The following is a 17,954-nucleotide window of genomic DNA, read 5'->3' as shown; positions in this document are numbered from 1 at the left end:
CATGGTCATGACGATGAACACGATGCGCACGACGGCCGGTACGTCCTCCACCTCCTCCTCCGCTGCAGCGAGCGTGGCGCCCGTGGCCGAAAACCCCCGCCTCGACTTCGCGAAGTCCGCCCCGAAGGTCTTCCGGGCTCTCATCGGCTTCGACGCGGCGGCCCGCCAGGGGCTCGACCCTGCCCTCGTCGAACTGATCCAGATCCGCGCCTCGCACCTCAACCACTGCGCCTACTGCCTCCACATGCACACCAACGACGCCCGCAAGGCCGGCGAGAGCGAGGACCGGCTGCACATGGTCGCGGTGTGGCGCGAGGCCCGGCACTTCTTCACGCTCCGGGAGCAGGCGGCCCTCGCGCTGACAGAGGCGGTCACGCGTGTCGCCGACGCGGGCGTGCCCGACGATGTGTACGCGCAGGCCGCCGCGGTCTTCGACGATCAGGAACTGGCTCACGTCCTGGCCCTGATCTTCACGATCAACACGTGGAACCGCGTGGCGCTGTCGACGGCCAAGGTGGCGGGCACGGACGAGCGCTAGACCGCGCCGTGCGCGGAGGATCTCCGACCGGAACCGATGGGGCTAATGGGGCCGATGGGGTCATGGGGTGGTAACTCAGTTCCGTCGCAACGGCGAGGATCACGACGGCCCGGTTCTGCGGTGCCGAACCGGGCCTCATTGCGCGACGTTGGGTGGCATTCAGTGGCACTCGGTGGCGGGATTCCTAGACCTTCATGGGGCGGTCGTACGGCCCGATCGGCGCCGGCAGGCGAGACACTCCCGAAAGGGAACGATCCACCGCGGCGGCCACCGCGCGGCCCTCGGCGATGGCCCAGACGATCAGGGACTGCCCGCGGGCCGCGTCCCCGGCGGCGTACACCCCGGGGACGTTGGTCATGAAGTCCGCGTCGCGGGTGATCGTGCCGCGCGGTTCGAGGGCGAGGCCGAGCTGGTCGATCAGGCCGTCGTGGCGGTCAGGGCCCGAGAAGCCGAGGGCGAGCAGCACGAGGTCGGCGGGGAGGGTTCGCCCGGAGCCGGGGACCGGGCGCCGCTGCTCGTCGACCTCGACGAGGTGCAGTGAGCGCACATGCCCGTCCGCGTCCCCGGTGAAACGGAGTGTGGACGCCGCGAAGAGCCGGGCGTCCGCGTCCGCCGCGGGAGCCGTCCCCAGCACGCCGGCCTCCTCGTGCGCGGCCGAGAGTCGATAGATCTTCGGGTACGTCGGCCACGGCTCGACGTCCTCGTCGCGCTCCGCCTCCGGCTGGGCATAGATGTCCAGTTGGGTGACGGATGCCGCGCGCTCCCGTACGGCCGTCCCCAGACAGTCGGCGCCGGTGTCACCGCCGCCGACGATCACGACGTGCTTGCCGGCCGCGGACAGCGGCGAGACCTCCAGATCCCCCTCGCACACCCGGTCGGCCAGCGGCAGATATTCCATCGCCTGATGGATGCCGGCCAACTCCCGCCCAGGTACGTCGAGTTCACGCCACGCCGTGGCGCCAACGGCGAGTATGACCGCGTCGTAGCGTGCCTTGAGGTCGGCGGCGCGGATGTCCGTGCCGATGGCTGTCGACGTACGGAACTTCGTTCCCTCCGCCCGCATTTGCTCGAGCCGCCGGTCCAGGTGCCGCTTCTCCATCTTGAACGCGGGGATCCCGTACCGCAGCAGCCCGCCGATCCGGTCGGCCCGCTCGTACACCGCGACGGTGTGTCCGGCCCGCGTCAGCTGCTGGGCCGCGGCGAGCCCGGTGGGTCCCGACCCGATCACCGCGACGGTCCGTCCGGAGAGCCGGTCCGGCGGGCGCGGTGGCGTGAAACCGTCCTCCCAGGCGCGGTCCGCGATGGCCACCTCGACGTTCTTGATGGTGACCGCGGGCTGGTTGATCGCGAGCACACAGCCCGCCTCGCAGGGGGCGGGACACAAGCGCCCGGTGAACTCGGGGAAATTGTTCGTGGCGTGCAGCCGGTCGCTCGCCGCCCGCCAGTCGTCCCGCGAGACGAGGTCGTTCCACTCGGGGATCAGATTGCCCAGTGGACAGGCGTCGTGGCAGAAGGGGATCCCGCAGTCCATGCAGCGATCGGCCTGTCTGTTGATGATCGGCAGCAGCGCCCCGGGGACATACACCTCGTTCCAGTCCCGTACGCGTTCCTCGACGGGCCGGCGCGGGTATTCCTCGCGCGGTGTGGTCATGAATCCCTTGGGATCGGCCATGGCCGTCTCCCTTGCGTACGCGACGGGCACGAGGCCGCGCGGCCGTCGGGCGCCATCGGCCCACGACCGTCGGTCGACACTCCTTTCACGCCACGATACGTCGCCTCCGTGGGCGTCGCCGCTCAGCTGAGGGGTCGCTTCCGGGGTTTGCTCGTCGCGTATGCGCCGTCGTTGTCGGCGGGGTTTGCTCGTCGCGTATGCGCCGTCGTTGTCGGCGGGGTTTGCTCGTCGCGTATGCGCCGTCGTTGTCGGCGGGGTTTGCTCGTCGCGTATGCGCCGTCGTCGTCCGCGGGGTCTGCCCGTCGCGTATGCGCCGCCCTCGGATGTGTCGCGCATGCGCCACCCTCGGGTGAGGCGGGCGTGCGCCTCGGGTGTTCCGGCGCCGCGCCCTCGGGGCGGTCGTGTGCCTCAGGTGAGGGCGAGCGTGTACGCGATCGCCGCACCGGCCGACGCGACCGTGCGGACGTGGTTCCACGTCGTCCACTCGCGCACGTACGTACGCCAGTAGACGGCGGTCTCCGGTGTCCCGGGGTCCATCTTGAGCAGTGCCTCGTTGAGCGGCACGTTCGCGACGACCGTCACCCCGAACGACCCGAACAGATACAGCGCGCTACCCAGCAGCAGCTCCACCGCCCCGTCGTCCGGCAACAGCACGAACGTCACCACGGCGAGCACCGCGCACAGCCCCGCCGAGCCGACGAACACGAGCATGAACGCCGGGCGCAACGCGGCGACATTGATCGCGTTCATCGCGGCGACCCCCTGCGCGGGCGGCAACTCGGCGAGCCCCCTCATCACGAACGTCGAGAACCCGCAGAACACCCCGGCCACCAGCCCGCAGCCGAGCACCCCCAGCAACGTCAGCACGAAATACGGCCCATCGATCATGACAACCCCCGCATCGATCCCCGAGATCAAAGATCCTGCACGGCGCCCTACCGTCACCACAAGTGAAATCCCGTACGGGGACAGTGACCATGGTCGAGGGACGCGGGCGCATACGCGAGCCTCCAGGCGACGTGTCCGGACGATGCCGACCCGGCATGACCGGGCGATGCCGACATGGTGCGGCCGGGCGATGCCGACCCCGGCGTGGCCCGGCGCTGCCGTCCCGGCGCTGCCGTCCCGGCGCTGCCGTCCCGGCGCTGCCGTCCCGGCAGGTCGGCGCTGTCGGCGCTGTCGGCGCGGCCGAAGCGGCCGAAGCGGCCGAGGGGGTCGAGGGGGTCGACGGTGCCCGGTCACGTCGGCGCACGCCCGGCGTGCCACCCCCGCAGGGTGGCGTCCACTGTCCCGGTGATCCGCCGCCGCGCCTCATGCCGCGGCACACCGCTCATCAGCATCTGGTCGTATGCAGTGTCCGTGTGTCGTACGGAGGCACGGACCGCCGCGGTCACCGCGGCCTCGGACAGCGCACGACCCGCGGCACTGCGCCCGACCCGCGCGCTGCCGCGCACCGAGGCGTGCGCGGCGATCGCCCGTGCCCGGTCGGCCGGGCAACCGGGAAACAGCCGCCGTATCTCCCGCGCGAACGCGTCCGTGAACCGCAGATCCTCCGCCTCCCGGCGCCGTGCGTCCCGCACTCTGCGTCGCCGCCGCGCCTCCGCGTCCGCCAGGCACCGCTCCTCGGCCCGGGCGAGCGCCGCCTCCTCGACGAGGACGCCCTGCCGCTCGTATCGGCTTCGCCGCCGGTTGAACCGCACCACCACCGCCGACAGCGCACTGCCCTCCCTCGACCTTCTCGTCAGCGCCGTGTCACCGCGCGGCAGGAACACCAGATGCCCGAGATCCGCGCAGTCCAGACACCGCGGCAGCCCCTCCTCCAGCACCAGCAGCGCCAGCGGGCCGGTCCGGCACTCGCCACAGTGCCGCTTCTTGAGCGGCTGGATGACGAGAAGTCCGGTGCGGTGCGGGGGAGTTGCGATCGGTGCCATACGCGGTTCATTCCCCCGTCCGCCCGGGGGATCTATGCCTCTGGTGAGCCGGTGCCTCAGCCGTCCTCGGGAGCAGCCCTCCGGGTGCGTCAGCCGTCGTCGGGAGCCGTCCTCCGGGGCAGTCGTCTGCGCGCCTCCTGAGCTCCTGCCGCCCGCCACCCCCACAAGACCGCCTCGTGAACGCGGCATCATGGGCCTGTGCGACTCGAAGCGATCACCTGGGAACGGCTCGGAGACCTCCTTGCCCAGCGTCTGCTCGACCTGAAACCGGACGACGGCAGCCCCTGGCCGCGCATCGCCTTCGACGGAGCGCCGGCCGCCCGCCCCGGCGATCTCGCGCACCGGGTCTCGGAGGCGCTGCGCATACGCGGCCGGTCCTCTCTCGCGGTCGGTACGGAGGACTTCCTGCGCCCCGCGTCGCTCCGGCTCGAATACGGCCATCAGGACGTCGAGGCCTATTACGACGGCTGGGTGGACACCGGCGCCCTCTGGCGCGAGGTCTTCGGCCCCCTCGAAGCGGGCGGCAACGGCCGCGTCCTGCCCGACCTCTGGGACTCGGCCACCGACCGGGCCACCCGCAGCCCCTATGTTCAACTCCCGCCCGGCGGTCTCCTGTTGCTGCACGGCCCCCTCCTTCTGCGCCACTGGTTCCCCTTCGACTTCAGCGTCCACGTACTCCTGTCCCCGGGTGCCCTCCGCCGCCGTACCCCCGAGGCCGAGCACTGGACACTCCCCGCGTTCGAGCGCTACGAGGCCGAGGTGGACCCGGGCGGCACGGCCGACGTCCTGGTGCGCGCCGACGATCCGCGCCACCCGGCGTGGAACGGCTGATCGAAAGTGGCGTTCCCCAGGGGCTTTTATATGCACGTGCATGTAGTTACCCTGAATCCATGACGATCTCCGCCGACGACCCGGCCGCCTTCGACGACTCCGTCCGCACCCTCCTCGACGGCAAGAACTTCGCCGGCGTCGCCACCCTCGGCCCCGGCGGCGCTCCCCAGAACTCGGTGGTCTGGATCAAGCGCGACGGCGACACCGTCCTCTTCTCCTCGACCGCCGGACGCCAGAAGGTGCGCAACCTCCAGCGGGACCCCCGCATCAGCCTCTCGGTCTTCGGCCTTGCCAACCCCTACACCTCGGTCGAGATCCGCGGCACCGCCGAGATCCTCCCCGACGACGCCAAGCGCCTCCCGTACGAGCTCTCGCACAAGTACCTCGGCATCGATCCTCCGGAGGAGAAGGACGACGAGGTCCGCGTGATCATCCGCGTCGTGCCGCAGAAGATCGTCGGATTCTCGGCCTGACCCCGGGCGGGCCGACGTGGCGGGCAACCTCGGTATCCGCGGACGTCCGGGTGCGCATCCCTGGGGACACGGCAAGAATGTAGGACGCCGGGACTAGCGGTGTCTTCCGCGCCGCGCCGGCCGTCCGGCACCGGGAGGTACTTCATGACCACCGCCGGAGACATCATGCACCGTGGTGCCCAGTGGATTCCCGCCCACGAGACCCTGGATCGCGCAGCCCAGCTGATGCGCGAGCTCAACGTGGGCGCCCTGCCCATCAGTGACGAGAACGAACGGCTCTGCGGCATCCTCACGGACCGCGACATCGTCGTCGGCTGTGTGGCCATGGGCCACGACCCGGCACGAATCACCGCGGGTGAGATGGCCCAGGGCACACCGCGCTGGATCGAATCGGGCGCCGATGTCGGCGAGGTGCTCCAGGAGATGAAGGGGCACCAGATCCGCCGGCTTCCCGTGATAGAGAACAAGCGACTGGTCGGCATGATCAGCGAGGCCGACCTGGCCCGGCACCTGACGGACGAACAGCTTGCCGCCTGGGTCGAGAGTGTCTACGCGAGGAGCTGACCCCGGCTCATCCTTCCTGCCCTCTCGATCCGCTTGTTCCCCCTGTCCAGCCATTGGGTGGTGTGCGCTCGTCCGGCCGGCCGGCCGCGGCGGGCGAGATGCGTGTCAGAGCCAGCCGTTGCGCCTGAATCCCCGGTACAGGACAAGGCAGGCGACGGATATCACGCCTATGACGAGGGGGTAGCCGAACCTCCAGTGCAGTTCCGGCATGTTGTCGAAGTTCATGCCGTACACCCCGCAGACCATCGTCGGGACGGCGATGACGGCCGCCCATGCGGTGATCTTCCGCATGTCCTCGTTCTGTGCCACCGTCACCTGCGCGAGGTGCGCCTGCAGAATCGAGTTGAGCAGCTCGTCGAAGGCGGCGATCTGCTCGGTGACCCGCAGCAGATGGTCGGAGACGTCCCGGAAGTACGCCTGTATCTCCGGGTCGACCACCCGTATCGGCCGGGTGGAGAGCTCCTGGACCGGGCGGGCGAGCGGGACCACGGCCCGCTTCAGTTCGAGGAGTTCACGCTTGAGCTGGTAGATGCGTCCGGCGTCCGTCCGCGCGCCGTTCTCCGCGAAGACATCGGCCTCGACCTGGTCGATGTCCGCCTGGATCGAGTCCGTGACGTGCACGTACTCGTCGACCACATGGTCCGCGATCGCGTGCAGTACCGCGGCCGGTCCCTTGGAGAGCTGTTGCGAGTCGGCCTCCAACTCCTCGCGCAGCGGGCCAAGGGAGCCGTGTCGTCCGTGCCGCACGGTGATGACGAAGTCGGGACCGACGAAGACCATGATCTCGCCGGTGTTCACCACCTCGCTGTTTGCCGTCAGTTCCTTGTGCTCGACGTAGCAGACCGTCTTGAACACCGCGAACAGCGTCTCGCCGTACCGCTCCAGCTTCGGGCGCTGATGGGCCTCCACCGCGTCCTCGACGGCGAGTGGGTGCAGGTCGAAGAGCTCGGCGATGCCGGCGAACTCCCGGTCCGTCGGCTCGTGCAGGCCGAGCCAGACGAACCCCTCGTCGCTCTTGCGGATCCGCTCCACGGTGTGGACCAGATCGCGGCCGCCCGGGACGCGTGCGCCGTCCTGGTACGCCACGCAGTTCACCACTGCGGAGCCCAGCGGAGACCGGGCGGGGTGACTCAGGTCGACGCGGGCGCGCCGCCGCGTCAGCCGCGCCACCTTGCGGAGGCCGTCGACCGCGCCGAGGGCCGTGACCTTCCGCAGATTCCCTGCCATGGACATCTGGATCTCCTTGCGTGGATCCCCTCGCGCCGCACTTTGCGCCTTGGCGCGCCAGTCTGCCAGGCCTGATCGAGCGCCGGAAAAGCCTGGGGGAACGGAGTCTTCCGTTCCGGTGTGTGTGTTTCAGCGCGCAGATGGGGTTCGGCCGAGTGTGTGGGCTGCGCTCGCCCGAGCGTGCCGGCTGCGCTCGCCCGAGCGTGCCGGCTGTGCTCGCCCGAGCGTGCCGGCTGTGCTCGCCCGAGCGTGCCGGCTGTGCTCGCCCGAGCGTGCCGGCTGTGTTCGCCCGAGCGTGCCGGCTGTGTTCGCCCGAGCGTGCCGGCTGTGCTCGCCCGAGCGTGCCGGCTGTGCTCGCCCGAGCGTGCGGACTGTGTTCGCCCGAGCGTGCAGACTGTGTTCACCCGAGCGTGCGGGTGGCGACGGCGGAGCGTCTACGATTCGCGACAAGCCGGTCAACTGGGATGATCGTCCTATGACGCGAACCGACGGGTATCTCCTCGACAACCAGCAGAACGAGGCGGGACAGCGCTTCGAAGCCTTCGCCGCTCTCTTCGACCCCACGACGTTCCGGCACATCGAGCGCTTCGGTATCGGCCCCGGCTGGCGCTGCTGGGAGGTCGGTGCGGGCGGCACGTCCGTGGTGTCCTGGCTCGCCAAGAAGGTCGGCCCGACCGGGCGGGTCATGGCGACCGACATCGACGCCTCCTGGGCGGCCTCCGCCGCCCGCCCACCGGTCGAGGTCCGCGTCCACGACGTGGGCGCCGAGGAGCCGCCGGGAGAGGGCTTCGACCTTGTGCACGCCCGGCTCGTGCTGGTCCATGTGCCGGACCGGGAGCGGGCGTTGCGGTCGATGGTCAAGGCCTTGCGGCCCGGCGGTCGACTCCTCGTCGAGGACGCCGACCCCGCGCTGCAGCCCCTGCTCTGCCCCGACGAGTACGGCCCCGAGCAGCAGCTCGCGAATCGGCTGCGCAAGGGCTTCCGCAGCCTGCTCGCCGAGCGCGGCGCCGACCTCGCGTACGGCCGCAAACTGCCGCGGCTGCTCCGCCAGGCGGGTTTGGGCGGCGTGGAGGCCGACGCGTACTTCCCTGTCACCTCGCCCGCCTGCGCCGCCCTGGAGTCCGCGACGATCCGTCAGATCCGCGACCAGCTCGTCGCCGCGGGCCTGGCCACTCACCAGGACATCGACCGACACCTGGCCAACGTCGCCTCCGGCTCCATGGACCTGGCGACGGCACCGATGATCTCGGCATGGGGGCGCAAGGGGTAGACGAAGGGATGGCGTTGGCGCGGGGCGCCATGGATACGACCGTCCACCCGGGGTGTCGGCCCAGCTGCTGGTGGCGCCGGGCCGACCCGCTGGCCGATCGGTGGGGGTTGGCGATGCGGCCGCCGCCTCGGTTCTGCCGGCCCACCTACGTGCCCGCCGGCTGGTCCGCGCCACCGAGATGCGGTACCCGGTCGGCTTCGCCTGCGGCCCGCGTGTCGCCTTCTGTGGCGGGCTGTCCCCGCACCCGATGGCCGTCCCGCTCGGTCGGGCTCGTCTGCGGCCCGCGTGTTTCTCTGCGCGCGGTGACCCCTACCCCGCATGCGTGCTGCCCCACAGGGTCGGGGTTCGCCGGCCGGCCCGCCTGCCGCCTCTGTGTGATGGCGCTGCCGCCTCCACCCGCGTGCTGCCTCACTCGTTCGGGCTCGTCTGCGGCCCGCGGCTCCCTTTGCACGCGGCGGTGACCCCTACCCCGCATGCGTGCTGCCCCACAGGGTCGGGGTTCGCCGGCCGGCCCGCCTGCCGCCTCTGTGTGATGGCGCTGCCGCCTCCACCCGCGTGCTGCCTCACTCGTTCGGGCTCGTCTGCGGCCCGCGTGTTTCTCTGCGCGCGGTGGCGCTACCTACCCCACCTGCGTGCCGCCCCACCCAGTCGGGCTTCGCCAGCCCGCCGCCTACGTGACGCTCTGCGCCATGGCGCGATCGGCACGCCTCCACATGGCCCAACGAGCCGGCGTCGTCACCCCACCCGCGCGCCCCGTCCGGCCGCCGTCAAGCGCTCTCCGGCGGTCTCCCTCCCACCCGCTCCACCGCCATCGCCCCAGCCCCACACCCCTCGGCCGCCGCTTCCTCGGGCTCCGCGCCCGCGAGCAGGGCGGCGAGGAACGCTCCGGTGAAGGCGTCGCCGGCGCCCGTGGTGTCGCGGGGTGTGGCGGGCACGGCGGGGACATGGGCCCGGATGGTTCCAGAGCGGGCCACCAGGGCGCCGGCACCGCCCTGCTTGGCGACGACGAGGGGGACATGGCGGCTCAACTTGGCCGCCGCGTCCGCGGGATCGGGCAGCCCGGTCAGCAGGTGCGCCTCGTCACGGCTGGGGAGCAGGATGTCGATGCCCTGGGCGAGTTCGAGGAAGCGGTCCACACCCAGCTCGGTGAGGAACCCCGCCGACGCCGGATCCAGGCTCACCGGCACGCCACGCGCGCGTGCCGACTCCAGCGCCACCGACACCAGTGCCCGGCTCGGCTCGGAAAAGAACAAGTAGCCCGACAGATGCAACCGCGCGACACCGTCGAGCAGCACGGGCGACCAGTCGCCGGGGTCGAGCCGCAGAGAGGCCCCGCTGTCCGTGAGGAACGTGCGCTCCGCCGACGCGCCCCTGTCCACGAGGCAGATCACCGTCCCGGTCGGTGTCTCCGGATCAACGACGAGAAGGGGACGTATGCCGCAGGCCGCGAGCTCACGCTCGTGCCACTTCGCCGCGTCCGCGCCCACCCGGCCGAGCAGCCGTACGTCCGAGCAGCCCCAGTGCGCGGCCCAGCACGCGACGTTGGCACCCGCGCCGCCCGGCAGCGTGCGGATCGCGGCGGCCGTGTCGGTGCCCGCCGCGAGCGGTCCGCGGTGCCGGGCGACGATGTCCGTGACCACGTCCCCGACGACCAGCAGAGCGCCCGCAGACACCCCTGTACTTCCCCCGGCATCCCCGCGATCCGTCCCGCTCACGCCTCGGCCCAGGCCGCTGCGATCCGCCCCGCGAGCCGTACGTTGCCGCGCACCGCCGCCAGATTGGCGTTCAGCGAGGCGCCGTCGGTGTGCCGCACCAGATAGTCGAGCAGGAACGGCGTCACGGCTTGCCCGGTCACACCCTCCGCCTCGCACGCGTGCAGCGCGTCGGTGAGTACGCGCGCGTGGAGCTCGGGATCGAGCTGCTCCTCTTCAGGGACGGGGTTCGCGACGATGAGGGCCGATTCGGGAGCGTCCAGCGCGTCCTGCGCCCGCATCACATCCGCCACCTGCTCGGCGGAGTCCAGCGTCCAGTCCACCGGATACCCCGAGTCCGAGAGGTAGAAGCCGGGAAAGCGTTCTGTGCCGTACCCGGCCACCGCCACGCCCAGCGTCTCCAGGCGCTGCAGCGTCGCGGGCACGTCCAGGATCGACTTCACGCCCGCGCAGACCACGGTGATCCGGGTACGCGCCAGCAGACCCAGGTCGGCCGACTCGTCCTGCGTCACCGTCCACTCCCGGTGCACCCCGCCGAGCCCGCCCGTCGCGAACACCCGTACTCCCGCGCGAGCGGCCAGCAACGCCGTCGCCGACACGGTCGTCGCCCCGCTCGCACCCGCCGCCACCGCGAGCGGCAGATCGCGGTGTCCCAGCTTTCGGATCCCTTCCTCGTTCGCGACCCGTTCAAGCTGCTCCTTGTCCAGACCGACATGGGGCCGCCCGTCGAGCACGGCGATCGTCGCGGGGACGGCTCCCTGTCGCCGTACGACATCCTCCAGCTCCAACGCGACCTGCAGATTCCGCGGGCGAGGCAGCCCGTGCGCGATGATCGTCGACTCCAGGGCCACCACCGACCGGCGCGCGTCGAGCGCCTCCCGCACCTCTTCGGACACCACGATCACGCGTCTGCCTCCTGTCGGTCGTCTTTCCTCATCTCTGGCGGGCGGTGCGCCCGGTCAAACCCTTGCGACCTGCGGCGTACGACACCAGCCTGGGGATATGACGGACAACTCGATACGTCTCGACCATGTCGTCCTGTGGGTGCGCGATCCGGTCGCCTCGGCCGACTTCTACGAGAAGGCGGTCGGCCTGGAGCCCCTGAGGGTCACCGAATTCGCCGCCGGAAAAGCGTCGTTCCCCTCGGTACGCCTCAATGGGGAGACCATTTTCGACCTCGCGCCTCTCTCCCTGACGGAGTACATGAAGGTGGTTCCCGGAGGCGCCGAAAGTGCCGGCCACCCGGTCAACCACGTATGCCTTTCCCTCACGGGGCCCGAATTCGAAGCGCTACGGGCACGCCTGGAGGAGCGGTCCGTCCCCCTCTCGGGCTTCTCGTACGACTCCTACGGAGCCCGTGGGATGGCCAAGCGCAGCTTCTACTTCCGTGACCCGGACGGCAACGTCTTCGAGGCACGGCACTACGAGTAGCCCCCGGGGCGGAGGGGGGTGCCCCCACGCGCGCGGGAGCACCCCTCCGGGAGACAGGCGCGAGGTCAGACAGGCCGCACGCCCGCCGGCACCCCATGCGGATCGAGGACGTACTTGCGGATGGCGCCCTGGTCGAACTCGGCGTATCCGTGACTTCGGATGCCGGCGGCTGTGCGCAGGGCGGAGTCTGCTACCGGCCGCGCGTTCCGGCCACCCTCCGCGTGAGGTCATTCTCGAATGCCCTTAAGGTGACCGCTCATGACCACGAACACCCAGGCCACCCCGTCCTTCGCCGTGCACATCCCCGACGCCGAGCTCGAACCGGAGCCCCTGGACCCGGCTCAGATCGTTTCCGGCGACCCGGCTGTCACCGGCAAGGTGCTGTGGGAGTCGGCCGACGGCAAGCAGCTGCGCGGCATCTGGCAGATCACGCCCGGCGTGGTGACCGACACGGAGGCGAATGAACTCTTCGTCGTCGTGAGCGGCCGCGCCACGATCGAGGTGGAGGGCGGCGACGTCATCGAGGTGAGCCCGGGCGACGCGGCGATCCTGCGCGAGGGCGACCGCACCACCTGGACCGTGCACGAGACGCTCCGCAAGGCATACCACATCAGCCTCTGACGCGGTCAGGCTCAGCAGTGAGGTGTACTCACCGGCTCAGCGGTGAGACACCCTCGCCCGGCTCTCGGGGCAGTGGTCAGAACAGCGGCTCCGGAAGCACTCCCTCCAGCGCGAGCAGCTTCCGCTTCGTCTCCAGACCGCCCCCGAACCCGCCGATACCGCCGTCGCTCTCGACCACGCGATGGCACGGCACGACGACCGGCAGCGGATTCGAGCCCATGGCCACGCCCACGGCCTGCGCCGCGCCCGGCTGGCCGACCCGCCCGGCCAGGTCGCCGTAGCCCACGACCGCGCCGTACGAAACGCCCGACGCCAGCTCGCGCAGCACCTGGCGGTTGAACCCGGAGATCAGCGACCAGTCCAGCGGCAGGTCGAAGTCACGCCGCTCGCCGGAGAAGTACGCCGCGACCTGACGTATCGCTTCGGCCAGCAGAGGCGACTCGGGGGCCTCGACGGGCTCGGTGCCCAGACGGGACGTGAGCCGGTCGAGCGCTTTGTCGCGCACCTCGTCCGTGGCGTGGAAGACGACATTCACCAGGCCGTCGCGCGTCGCCGCCAGCAGCAGCGGACCGATGTCCGTGCCGACAACGGTCCACGCGACCTGCTGCTCGTACCGCCCAAGGCTGTCCATGCGATCCACCGTACGGCCCACCACTGACAACGCCCGTGGCGCGGACGCGGGCAGACGTCCGCGGCACGGGCGGTTGAGCCGCGGAGCGCTACCCCAATGCCCTCCGGATGACGTCGGGCACGTTCGTGATGATGCCGTCCACGCCGAATCCGGCCAGGCGTCCGGCAGTGTTCGCGTCGTTCACGGTCCAGGCGAAGACCTTCATCCGACTGCCGTGCGGTCCGCCGAGTCCGTGCACCGCGGAGATGTAGCCGGACGACAGGGAGGTGTGATCCGCGTTGATCTGGTCGGTGAATCGGGCGTACTGGGGGAGCTGTGCGATCGACGGCTTGCCCAGCAAGGCCGTTCTGATGCCCGGGCGCAGATCATGGACCGTTCGCACGCTGTCCGCGCTGAAGCTCTGGACGAGCAGGCTGCTCCTCAGATGCGCCGGATCGAGCCAGCCCTCGTTGCTCAGGAGCTTGAGAGTCTGCCGCTCGATGCCGGGATAGAGATCGGGATTCTTGATTTCCAGGACGAGCTTCTGGTGGTTGTGCGAGACACGGTCCATGTACTGCTTCAGTGTCGGCACGCGCGCGCCCGCGTACCGGGGGCTGAACCAGCTCCCGGCGTCCAGGCGAGCGATCTCCGCGGCGGTGAAGTCCTTGACCTTCCAGGGAGCCCTCTTGGGATAGACCTTCTCGACGTCGGTGGTACGCGCCAGCGTGGCGTCGTGCAGGACGACGAGCTCACCGTCCCTGGTGCGCTGAACGTCGTTCTCGACCCAGCTGAACCCCATTGCGGCAGCCTTGTCGATGGCGGCCAAGGTGTTCTCGGGTGCATACGCCGAGGCGCCGCGATGGGAGACGATCACCGGGCCGGTGCTCTGGGACCCGGCCCGGGCGTGCGGGCTGGGGAGTATCACAACAGCGCCCCCTAGAAGCGCGGCGGTCGTGGCGGCGGCAACGCGCGCGTGCATTCCTTCTCCTCGCGTCGAGTGATCACTGACAGCACAAGAGTGACAGCAGAGAGTCAATGGAGGAGGGGTGTGGGATGGCCACGGATTGAATGGAGTTGTCCAAGTCCGTTCACTGGTGGTGCACAGGTGGGGCGAGGCCGTGATTCTTTGCCGGAAAATCGTTCGACCATTCCAGTGGGAGTCATACTCTCTGCCTCAACCCTGTCCGCTCTTGCGGTCCCGAGGGTGGGGGTATTTCAGGGCATTTCAGGAGTAACAGGGCGGGAAGGGCAGCCGCGCATGCAGGGCACGGTCGACGGCTTCACTTACGGACTCGTCACACCGCTGGTGGCCTACCTCATGGCCTGCCTGGGTGGAGCGCTGGGTCTGCGCTGCACCACCAGATCGATGCTCGTCGCCCGCTCCTGGCGCGCCGGTTGGCTGGCGCTCGGCTCGGCCGCGATCGGCTCGGGGATATGGACCATGCACTTCATCGCGATGATGGGGTTCACGATCAAGGAGACCCCGGTCCACTACGACAAGCTGACGACGTTCGCGAGCCTTGGCGTGGCCATCGTGATGGTCGGCATCGGGATCTTCATCGTCGGCTACCGCGGCGCCCGTGGAACGGCACTCTTCACCGGGGGCACCATCACCGGCCTGGGGGTCGCCTCGATGCACTACCTGGGCATGGCCGGCATGCGCCTCAATGGAAGACTCGAATACAACACCCTCACGGTCTCCGCCTCGGTGGTCATAGCCGTCGTGGCCGCCACAGCCGCCCTGTGGGCGGCGGGACAAGTGCGGGGCTTCCTGTGGAGCGTGGGCGCCAGTCTCGTCATGGGGCTCGCCGTCAGCGGCATGCACTACACGGGCATGGCCGCCCTCAGCGTCCATCTCCACGGCACGTCCAGCACCCCGGGCGGCGACTCGCCCGCGGCCCTGCTCGCGCCCATGATGATCGGCCCCCTGGCCTTCCTGTGTCTGGCGGGCGTCGTCGTGATGTTCGACCCGCTGATGGTCATGGGAAGGCCCGACTGGACCCCCACGGAGAACCGGCCCGGCATCCCGGCCCACCCCGCCGTCCCGCACCCCGGCCGCCGTCCTGCGTCCCGCACCGAGCGGAACCAGCGGCACCGCAGTTCCCGCACCCCGCAGAGCTGGTGATCCGGCCCCGTTGTCAGTGCGGGGTCGTACGGTGGATTCCATGCGGCCCGTATCCAAGATCGAACGTTCGGTGGCGCCCTTCGAGGTCGTCAGCTCCTACCAGCCGAGTGGTGACCAGCCCACGGCCATCGCCGAGCTGGAAAAGCGCATCAGCGCAGGTGAGAAGGATGTCGTGCTGCTGGGTGCGACCGGCACCGGCAAGTCCGCCACCACCGCGTGGATGATCGAGAAGCTCCAGCGCCCCACCCTGGTGATGGCCCCGAACAAGACCCTGGCCGCCCAGCTGGCCAACGAGTTCCGCGAGCTGTTGCCGAACAACGCGGTCGAGTACTTCGTCTCGTACTACGACTACTACCAGCCCGAGGCGTACGTCCCGCAGTCGGACACCTACATCGAGAAGGACTCCTCGATCAACGAGGAGGTGGAGCGACTGCGTCACTCCGCGACCAACTCGCTGCTGACCCGCCGTGACGTCGTGGTGGTCGCCTCGGTCTCCTGCATCTACGGCCTCGGTACGCCGCAGGAGTACGTGGACCGGATGGTCTCGCTCAAGGTCGGCGACGAGATCGACCGCGACGACCTGCTGCGCCGCTTCGTCGACATCCAGTACGCGCGCAACGACGTGGCGTTCGCCCGAGGCACCTTCCGGGTCCGCGGCGACACCATCGAGATCTTCCCGGTCTACGAAGAGCTGGCCGTCCGCATCGAGATGTTCGGCGACGAGATCGAGGCCCTTTCCACGCTGCACCCGCTCACCGGCGAGGTCATCAGCGACGACGACCAGGTGTATGTGTTCCCGGCCTCCCACTACGTGGCGGGCCCCGAGCGCATGGAGCGCGCGGTCAACGACATCGAGAAGGAGCTGGGGGAGCGCCTCGCCGAGCTGGAGAAGCAGGGCAAGCTTCTGGAAGCCCAGCGCCTGCGCATGCGGACGACGTACGACATCGAGATGCTCCGCCAGATCGGCTCCTGCTCCGGAGTCGAGAACTACTCGATGCACTTCGACGGCCGCGAACCCGGCTCCCCACCGAACACGCTGATCGACTACTTCCCGGACGACTTCCTGCTCGTCATCGACGAGTCGCACGTCACCGTGCCCCAGATCGGCGCGATGTACGAGGGCGACGCGTCCCGCAAGCGCACCCTCGTCGACCACGGCTTCCGTCTGCCGTCCGCGCTGGACAACCGCCCCCTGAAGTGGGAGGAGTTCCAGGAGCGCATCGGGCAGACGGTCTACCTCTCGGCAACCCCGGGACAGTACGAGCTCTCCCGCTCCGACGGCCAGGTCGAGCAGATCATCCGCCCCACCGGCCTGATCGACCCCGAGGTCGTCGTCAAGCCCACCGAGGGCCAGATCGACGACCTGGTGCACGAGATCCGCAAGCGCACCGAGAAGGACGAGCGGGTCCTGGTCACCACGCTCACCAAGAAGATGGCCGAGGACCTCACCGACTACTTCCTCGAACTCGGCATCCAGGTGCGCTACCTCCACAGCGACGTCGACACCCTGCGCCGCGTCGAGCTGCTGCGCGAGCTGCGCGCCGGCGAGTACGACGTCCTGGTCGGCATCAACCTCCTGAGGGAGGGCCTCGACCTGCCCGAGGTCTCCCTGGTGGCGATCCTCGACGCCGACAAGGAGGGCTTCCTGCGTTCCGGTACGTCGCTGATCCAGACAATCGGCCGCGCGGCGCGCAACGTGTCCGGCCAGGTCCACATGTACGCCGACAAGATCACCCCGGCGATGGAGAAGGCCATCGAGGAGACCAACCGCCGCCGGGAGAAGCAGGTCGCGTACAACAAGGAGAAGGGCATCGACCCGCAGCCCCTCCGCAAGAAGATCAACGACATCGTGGCGCAGATCGCCCGCGAGGACGTCGACACGGAGCAGCTGCTCGGCTCGGGCTACCGCAAGACGAAGGACGGCAAGGGCGCCAAGGCCCCCGTGCCCTCGCTCGCCGGCAAGGCGGCCAAGTCCGCCAAGGGCAAGAGCAAGGAGACGGTGCCGACCGACCGTCCGGCAGCCGAACTGGCCGAGCAGATCGAGGAGATGACGGAGCGGATGCGCGCCGCCGCGGCCGATCTCCAGTTCGAGATCGCGGCCCGACTGCGCGACGAAGTGTCCGAGATGAAGAAGGAGCTGCGCCAGATGAAGGAAGCGGGCCTGGCCTGACGCCCTCGCGGGCCGTGCCGGACCTCGGCATATGCGCGCTGTGTTGCAAGACCGACACAAAGCGCGCCCCGGGGTTCGGCACTGTCAGTGGCGCTGCGTAGGGTTCTGGTCATCCGCGGACTCCGCGGCAACAGGGGACAGTTCGAGAGGGGAACAGCGCGTGACGGTCAACATGACCAAGGGTCAGGCCATCAGTCTGCAGAAGAACGACGGGGGCACCCTGACCGCGGTGCGCATGGGGCTCGGCTGGCAGGCGGCCCCCCGGCGCGGGCTGTTCGGCTCGCGCACCCGGGAGATCGACCTCGACGCCTCCGCCGTGCTGTTCGCGGGCAAGGAGCCCGTCGACGTGGTGTTCTTCCGCCATCTCGTCAGCGACGACGGTTCCGTACGGCACACGGGTGACAACCTGGTCGGCGGCGTGGGCCAGGGCGGCGACGACGAGGCGATCCTCGTCGACCTGCAGCGCATCCCGGTCCACATCGACCAGATCGTCTTCACCGTGAACTCCTTCACGGGCCAGACGTTCCAGGAAGTGCAGAACGCGTTCTGCCGTCTGGTCGACGAGACCAACGGCCAGGAGCTCGCCCGCTACACGCTCGCGGGCGGCGGACAGTACACGGCCCAGATCATGGCGAAGGTGCACCGCGCGGGCGCGGGCTGGCAGATGACAGCCCTCGGCACGCCGGCCAACGGCCGTACGTTCCAGAACCTGATGCCCGATATCCTGCCGCACCTGTAGGCAGCCGGCCCAGCACAAGAAGCGACATAGGGGGACAAGG

The 17,954-nt window shown here is 69.8% G+C and carries 18 protein-coding genes; 10 read left to right on the top strand and 8 right to left on the bottom strand.

Annotated features, from left to right (window positions below):
* Nucleotide 1 precedes the first annotated feature (1 nt).
* Nucleotides 2–538, top strand: a complete 537-nt coding sequence (locus tag OG390_RS12765) for a carboxymuconolactone decarboxylase family protein (protein WP_406167560.1) — start codon at nt 2–4, stop codon at nt 536–538.
* A gap of 184 nt (nt 539–722) precedes the next feature.
* Here the strand turns inward: OG390_RS12765 and OG390_RS12760 are convergent, their stop codons facing one another.
* From OG390_RS12760 to OG390_RS12750, 3 genes are all read right to left on the bottom strand, one after another.
* Nucleotides 723–2,210, bottom strand: coding sequence for a glutamate synthase subunit beta (locus tag OG390_RS12760; RefSeq protein WP_406167558.1), 1,488 nt, complete (start codon nt 2,208–2,210; stop codon nt 723–725).
* 408 nt (nt 2,211–2,618) lie between these two features.
* A complete protein-coding gene (locus tag OG390_RS12755) occupies nt 2,619–3,098 on the bottom strand; it encodes a DUF1772 domain-containing protein (RefSeq protein WP_406167556.1) in 480 nt (159 codons plus the stop codon).
* Between the two features lie 350 nt (nt 3,099–3,448).
* The gene (locus OG390_RS12750) at nt 3,449–4,141 is read right to left on the bottom strand and encodes a DUF2293 domain-containing protein (protein WP_406167554.1); all 693 of its coding nucleotides are present in this window, start codon (nt 4,139–4,141) and stop codon (nt 3,449–3,451) included.
* 198 nt (nt 4,142–4,339) lie between these two features.
* Between OG390_RS12750 and OG390_RS12745 the strand changes: the two genes are divergently transcribed.
* From OG390_RS12745 to OG390_RS12735, 3 genes are all read left to right on the top strand, one after another.
* Entirely contained in the window at nt 4,340–4,972 is a 633-nt protein-coding gene (locus tag OG390_RS12745; RefSeq protein WP_406167553.1) for a uridine kinase, read from the top strand.
* Nucleotides 4,973–5,031: 59 nt separating this feature from the next.
* Nucleotides 5,032–5,445, top strand: a complete 414-nt coding sequence (locus OG390_RS12740; protein WP_406167551.1) for a PPOX class F420-dependent oxidoreductase — start codon at nt 5,032–5,034, stop codon at nt 5,443–5,445.
* A gap of 144 nt (nt 5,446–5,589) precedes the next feature.
* A complete protein-coding gene (locus tag OG390_RS12735) occupies nt 5,590–6,009 on the top strand; it encodes a CBS domain-containing protein (protein ID WP_406167550.1) in 420 nt (139 codons plus the stop codon).
* Between the two features lie 105 nt (nt 6,010–6,114).
* Here the strand turns inward: OG390_RS12735 and corA are convergent, their stop codons facing one another.
* Entirely contained in the window at nt 6,115–7,242 is a 1,128-nt protein-coding gene (corA, locus tag OG390_RS12730; RefSeq protein ID WP_406167548.1) for a magnesium/cobalt transporter CorA, read from the bottom strand.
* A gap of 469 nt (nt 7,243–7,711) precedes the next feature.
* Here corA and OG390_RS12725 point away from each other — a divergent pair, with 469 nt between their 5' ends.
* On the top strand, nt 7,712–8,506 hold the full coding sequence (locus OG390_RS12725) for a methyltransferase domain-containing protein (protein ID WP_406167546.1): 795 nt from the start codon (nt 7,712–7,714) through the stop codon (nt 8,504–8,506).
* A 767-nt stretch (nt 8,507–9,273) separates the two neighbouring features.
* Here the strand turns inward: OG390_RS12725 and OG390_RS12720 are convergent.
* Together OG390_RS12720 and OG390_RS12715 are read right to left on the bottom strand one after the other, a co-directional pair.
* A complete protein-coding gene (locus tag OG390_RS12720) occupies nt 9,274–10,179 on the bottom strand; it encodes a carbohydrate kinase family protein (protein ID WP_406167544.1) in 906 nt (301 codons plus the stop codon).
* 38 nt (nt 10,180–10,217) lie between these two features.
* Nucleotides 10,218–11,123 carry a pseudouridine-5'-phosphate glycosidase gene (locus OG390_RS12715; RefSeq protein ID WP_406167542.1) on the bottom strand — a complete coding sequence of 302 codons (906 nt, stop codon included), beginning with the start codon at nt 11,121–11,123 and terminating at the stop codon, nt 10,218–10,220.
* 97 nt (nt 11,124–11,220) lie between these two features.
* On the opposite strand from OG390_RS12715, the gene OG390_RS12710 reads away from it, so the two are divergent.
* The gene (locus OG390_RS12710; protein ID WP_406167540.1) at nt 11,221–11,649 is read left to right on the top strand and encodes a VOC family protein; all 429 of its coding nucleotides are present in this window, start codon (nt 11,221–11,223) and stop codon (nt 11,647–11,649) included.
* A gap of 258 nt (nt 11,650–11,907) precedes the next feature.
* Complete coding sequence (locus OG390_RS12705) at nt 11,908–12,270, top strand: cupin domain-containing protein (RefSeq protein ID WP_406167538.1); 363 nt, start codon at nt 11,908–11,910, stop codon at nt 12,268–12,270.
* Nucleotides 12,271–12,346: 76 nt separating this feature from the next.
* On the opposite strand, the gene OG390_RS12700 is transcribed toward OG390_RS12705, so the two are convergent.
* Nucleotides 12,347–12,901, bottom strand: coding sequence for a methylated-DNA--[protein]-cysteine S-methyltransferase (locus tag OG390_RS12700; RefSeq protein ID WP_406167536.1), 555 nt, complete (start codon nt 12,899–12,901; stop codon nt 12,347–12,349).
* An 88-nt stretch (nt 12,902–12,989) separates the two neighbouring features.
* Entirely contained in the window at nt 12,990–13,859 is an 870-nt protein-coding gene (locus OG390_RS12695; protein WP_406167534.1) for a glycerophosphodiester phosphodiesterase, read from the bottom strand.
* A gap of 279 nt (nt 13,860–14,138) precedes the next feature.
* Here OG390_RS12695 and OG390_RS12690 point away from each other — a divergent pair, with 279 nt between their 5' ends.
* The 3 genes from OG390_RS12690 (at nt 14,139) to OG390_RS12680 (ending at nt 17,914) form a co-directional block, all read left to right on the top strand.
* On the top strand, nt 14,139–15,005 hold the full coding sequence (locus OG390_RS12690; RefSeq protein ID WP_406167532.1) for an MHYT domain-containing protein: 867 nt from the start codon (nt 14,139–14,141) through the stop codon (nt 15,003–15,005).
* Nucleotides 15,006–15,045: 40 nt separating this feature from the next.
* Complete coding sequence (gene uvrB / locus OG390_RS12685) at nt 15,046–17,175, top strand: excinuclease ABC subunit UvrB (protein WP_406167530.1); 2,130 nt, start codon at nt 15,046–15,048, stop codon at nt 17,173–17,175.
* A 160-nt stretch (nt 17,176–17,335) separates the two neighbouring features.
* Entirely contained in the window at nt 17,336–17,914 is a 579-nt protein-coding gene (locus tag OG390_RS12680) for a TerD family protein (RefSeq protein WP_406167528.1), read from the top strand.
* Nucleotides 17,915–17,954 lie beyond the last annotated feature (40 nt).

This window comes from Streptomyces sp. NBC_00996, from assembly GCF_045162675.1.
Taxonomy (GTDB): domain Bacteria; phylum Actinomycetota; class Actinomycetes; order Streptomycetales; family Streptomycetaceae; genus Streptomyces.
The sequence above is the reverse complement of the archived record's forward strand: the minus strand, read 5'-3'. Positions and strand labels throughout refer to the sequence as shown.

Bases quoted from the DNA above. Each gene is read 5' to 3' on its own strand.
- OG390_RS12765 (WP_406167560.1), top strand. From the start codon at position 2: ATGGTCATGACGATGAACACGATGCGCACGACGGCCGGTACGTCCTCC.
- OG390_RS12755 (WP_406167556.1), bottom strand. From the start codon at position 3,098: ATGATCGATGGGCCGTATTTCGTGCTGACGTTGCTGGGGGTGCTCGGC.
- OG390_RS12705 (WP_406167538.1), top strand. From the start codon at position 11,908: ATGACCACGAACACCCAGGCCACCCCGTCCTTCGCCGTGCACATCCCC.
- corA (WP_406167548.1), bottom strand. From the start codon at position 7,242: ATGTCCATGGCAGGGAATCTGCGGAAGGTCACGGCCCTCGGCGCGGTC.
- OG390_RS12750 (WP_406167554.1), bottom strand. From the start codon at position 4,141: ATGGCACCGATCGCAACTCCCCCGCACCGCACCGGACTTCTCGTCATC.
- uvrB (WP_406167530.1), top strand. From the start codon at position 15,046: ATGCGGCCCGTATCCAAGATCGAACGTTCGGTGGCGCCCTTCGAGGTC.
- OG390_RS12700 (WP_406167536.1), bottom strand. From the start codon at position 12,901: ATGGACAGCCTTGGGCGGTACGAGCAGCAGGTCGCGTGGACCGTTGTC.
- OG390_RS12710 (WP_406167540.1), top strand. From the start codon at position 11,221: ATGACGGACAACTCGATACGTCTCGACCATGTCGTCCTGTGGGTGCGC.
- OG390_RS12740 (WP_406167551.1), top strand. From the start codon at position 5,032: ATGACGATCTCCGCCGACGACCCGGCCGCCTTCGACGACTCCGTCCGC.
- OG390_RS12725 (WP_406167546.1), top strand. From the start codon at position 7,712: ATGACGCGAACCGACGGGTATCTCCTCGACAACCAGCAGAACGAGGCG.
- OG390_RS12760 (WP_406167558.1), bottom strand. From the start codon at position 2,210: ATGGCCGATCCCAAGGGATTCATGACCACACCGCGCGAGGAATACCCG.
- OG390_RS12690 (WP_406167532.1), top strand. From the start codon at position 14,139: ATGCAGGGCACGGTCGACGGCTTCACTTACGGACTCGTCACACCGCTG.
- OG390_RS12735 (WP_406167550.1), top strand. From the start codon at position 5,590: ATGACCACCGCCGGAGACATCATGCACCGTGGTGCCCAGTGGATTCCC.
- OG390_RS12695 (WP_406167534.1), bottom strand. From the start codon at position 13,859: ATGCACGCGCGCGTTGCCGCCGCCACGACCGCCGCGCTTCTAGGGGGC.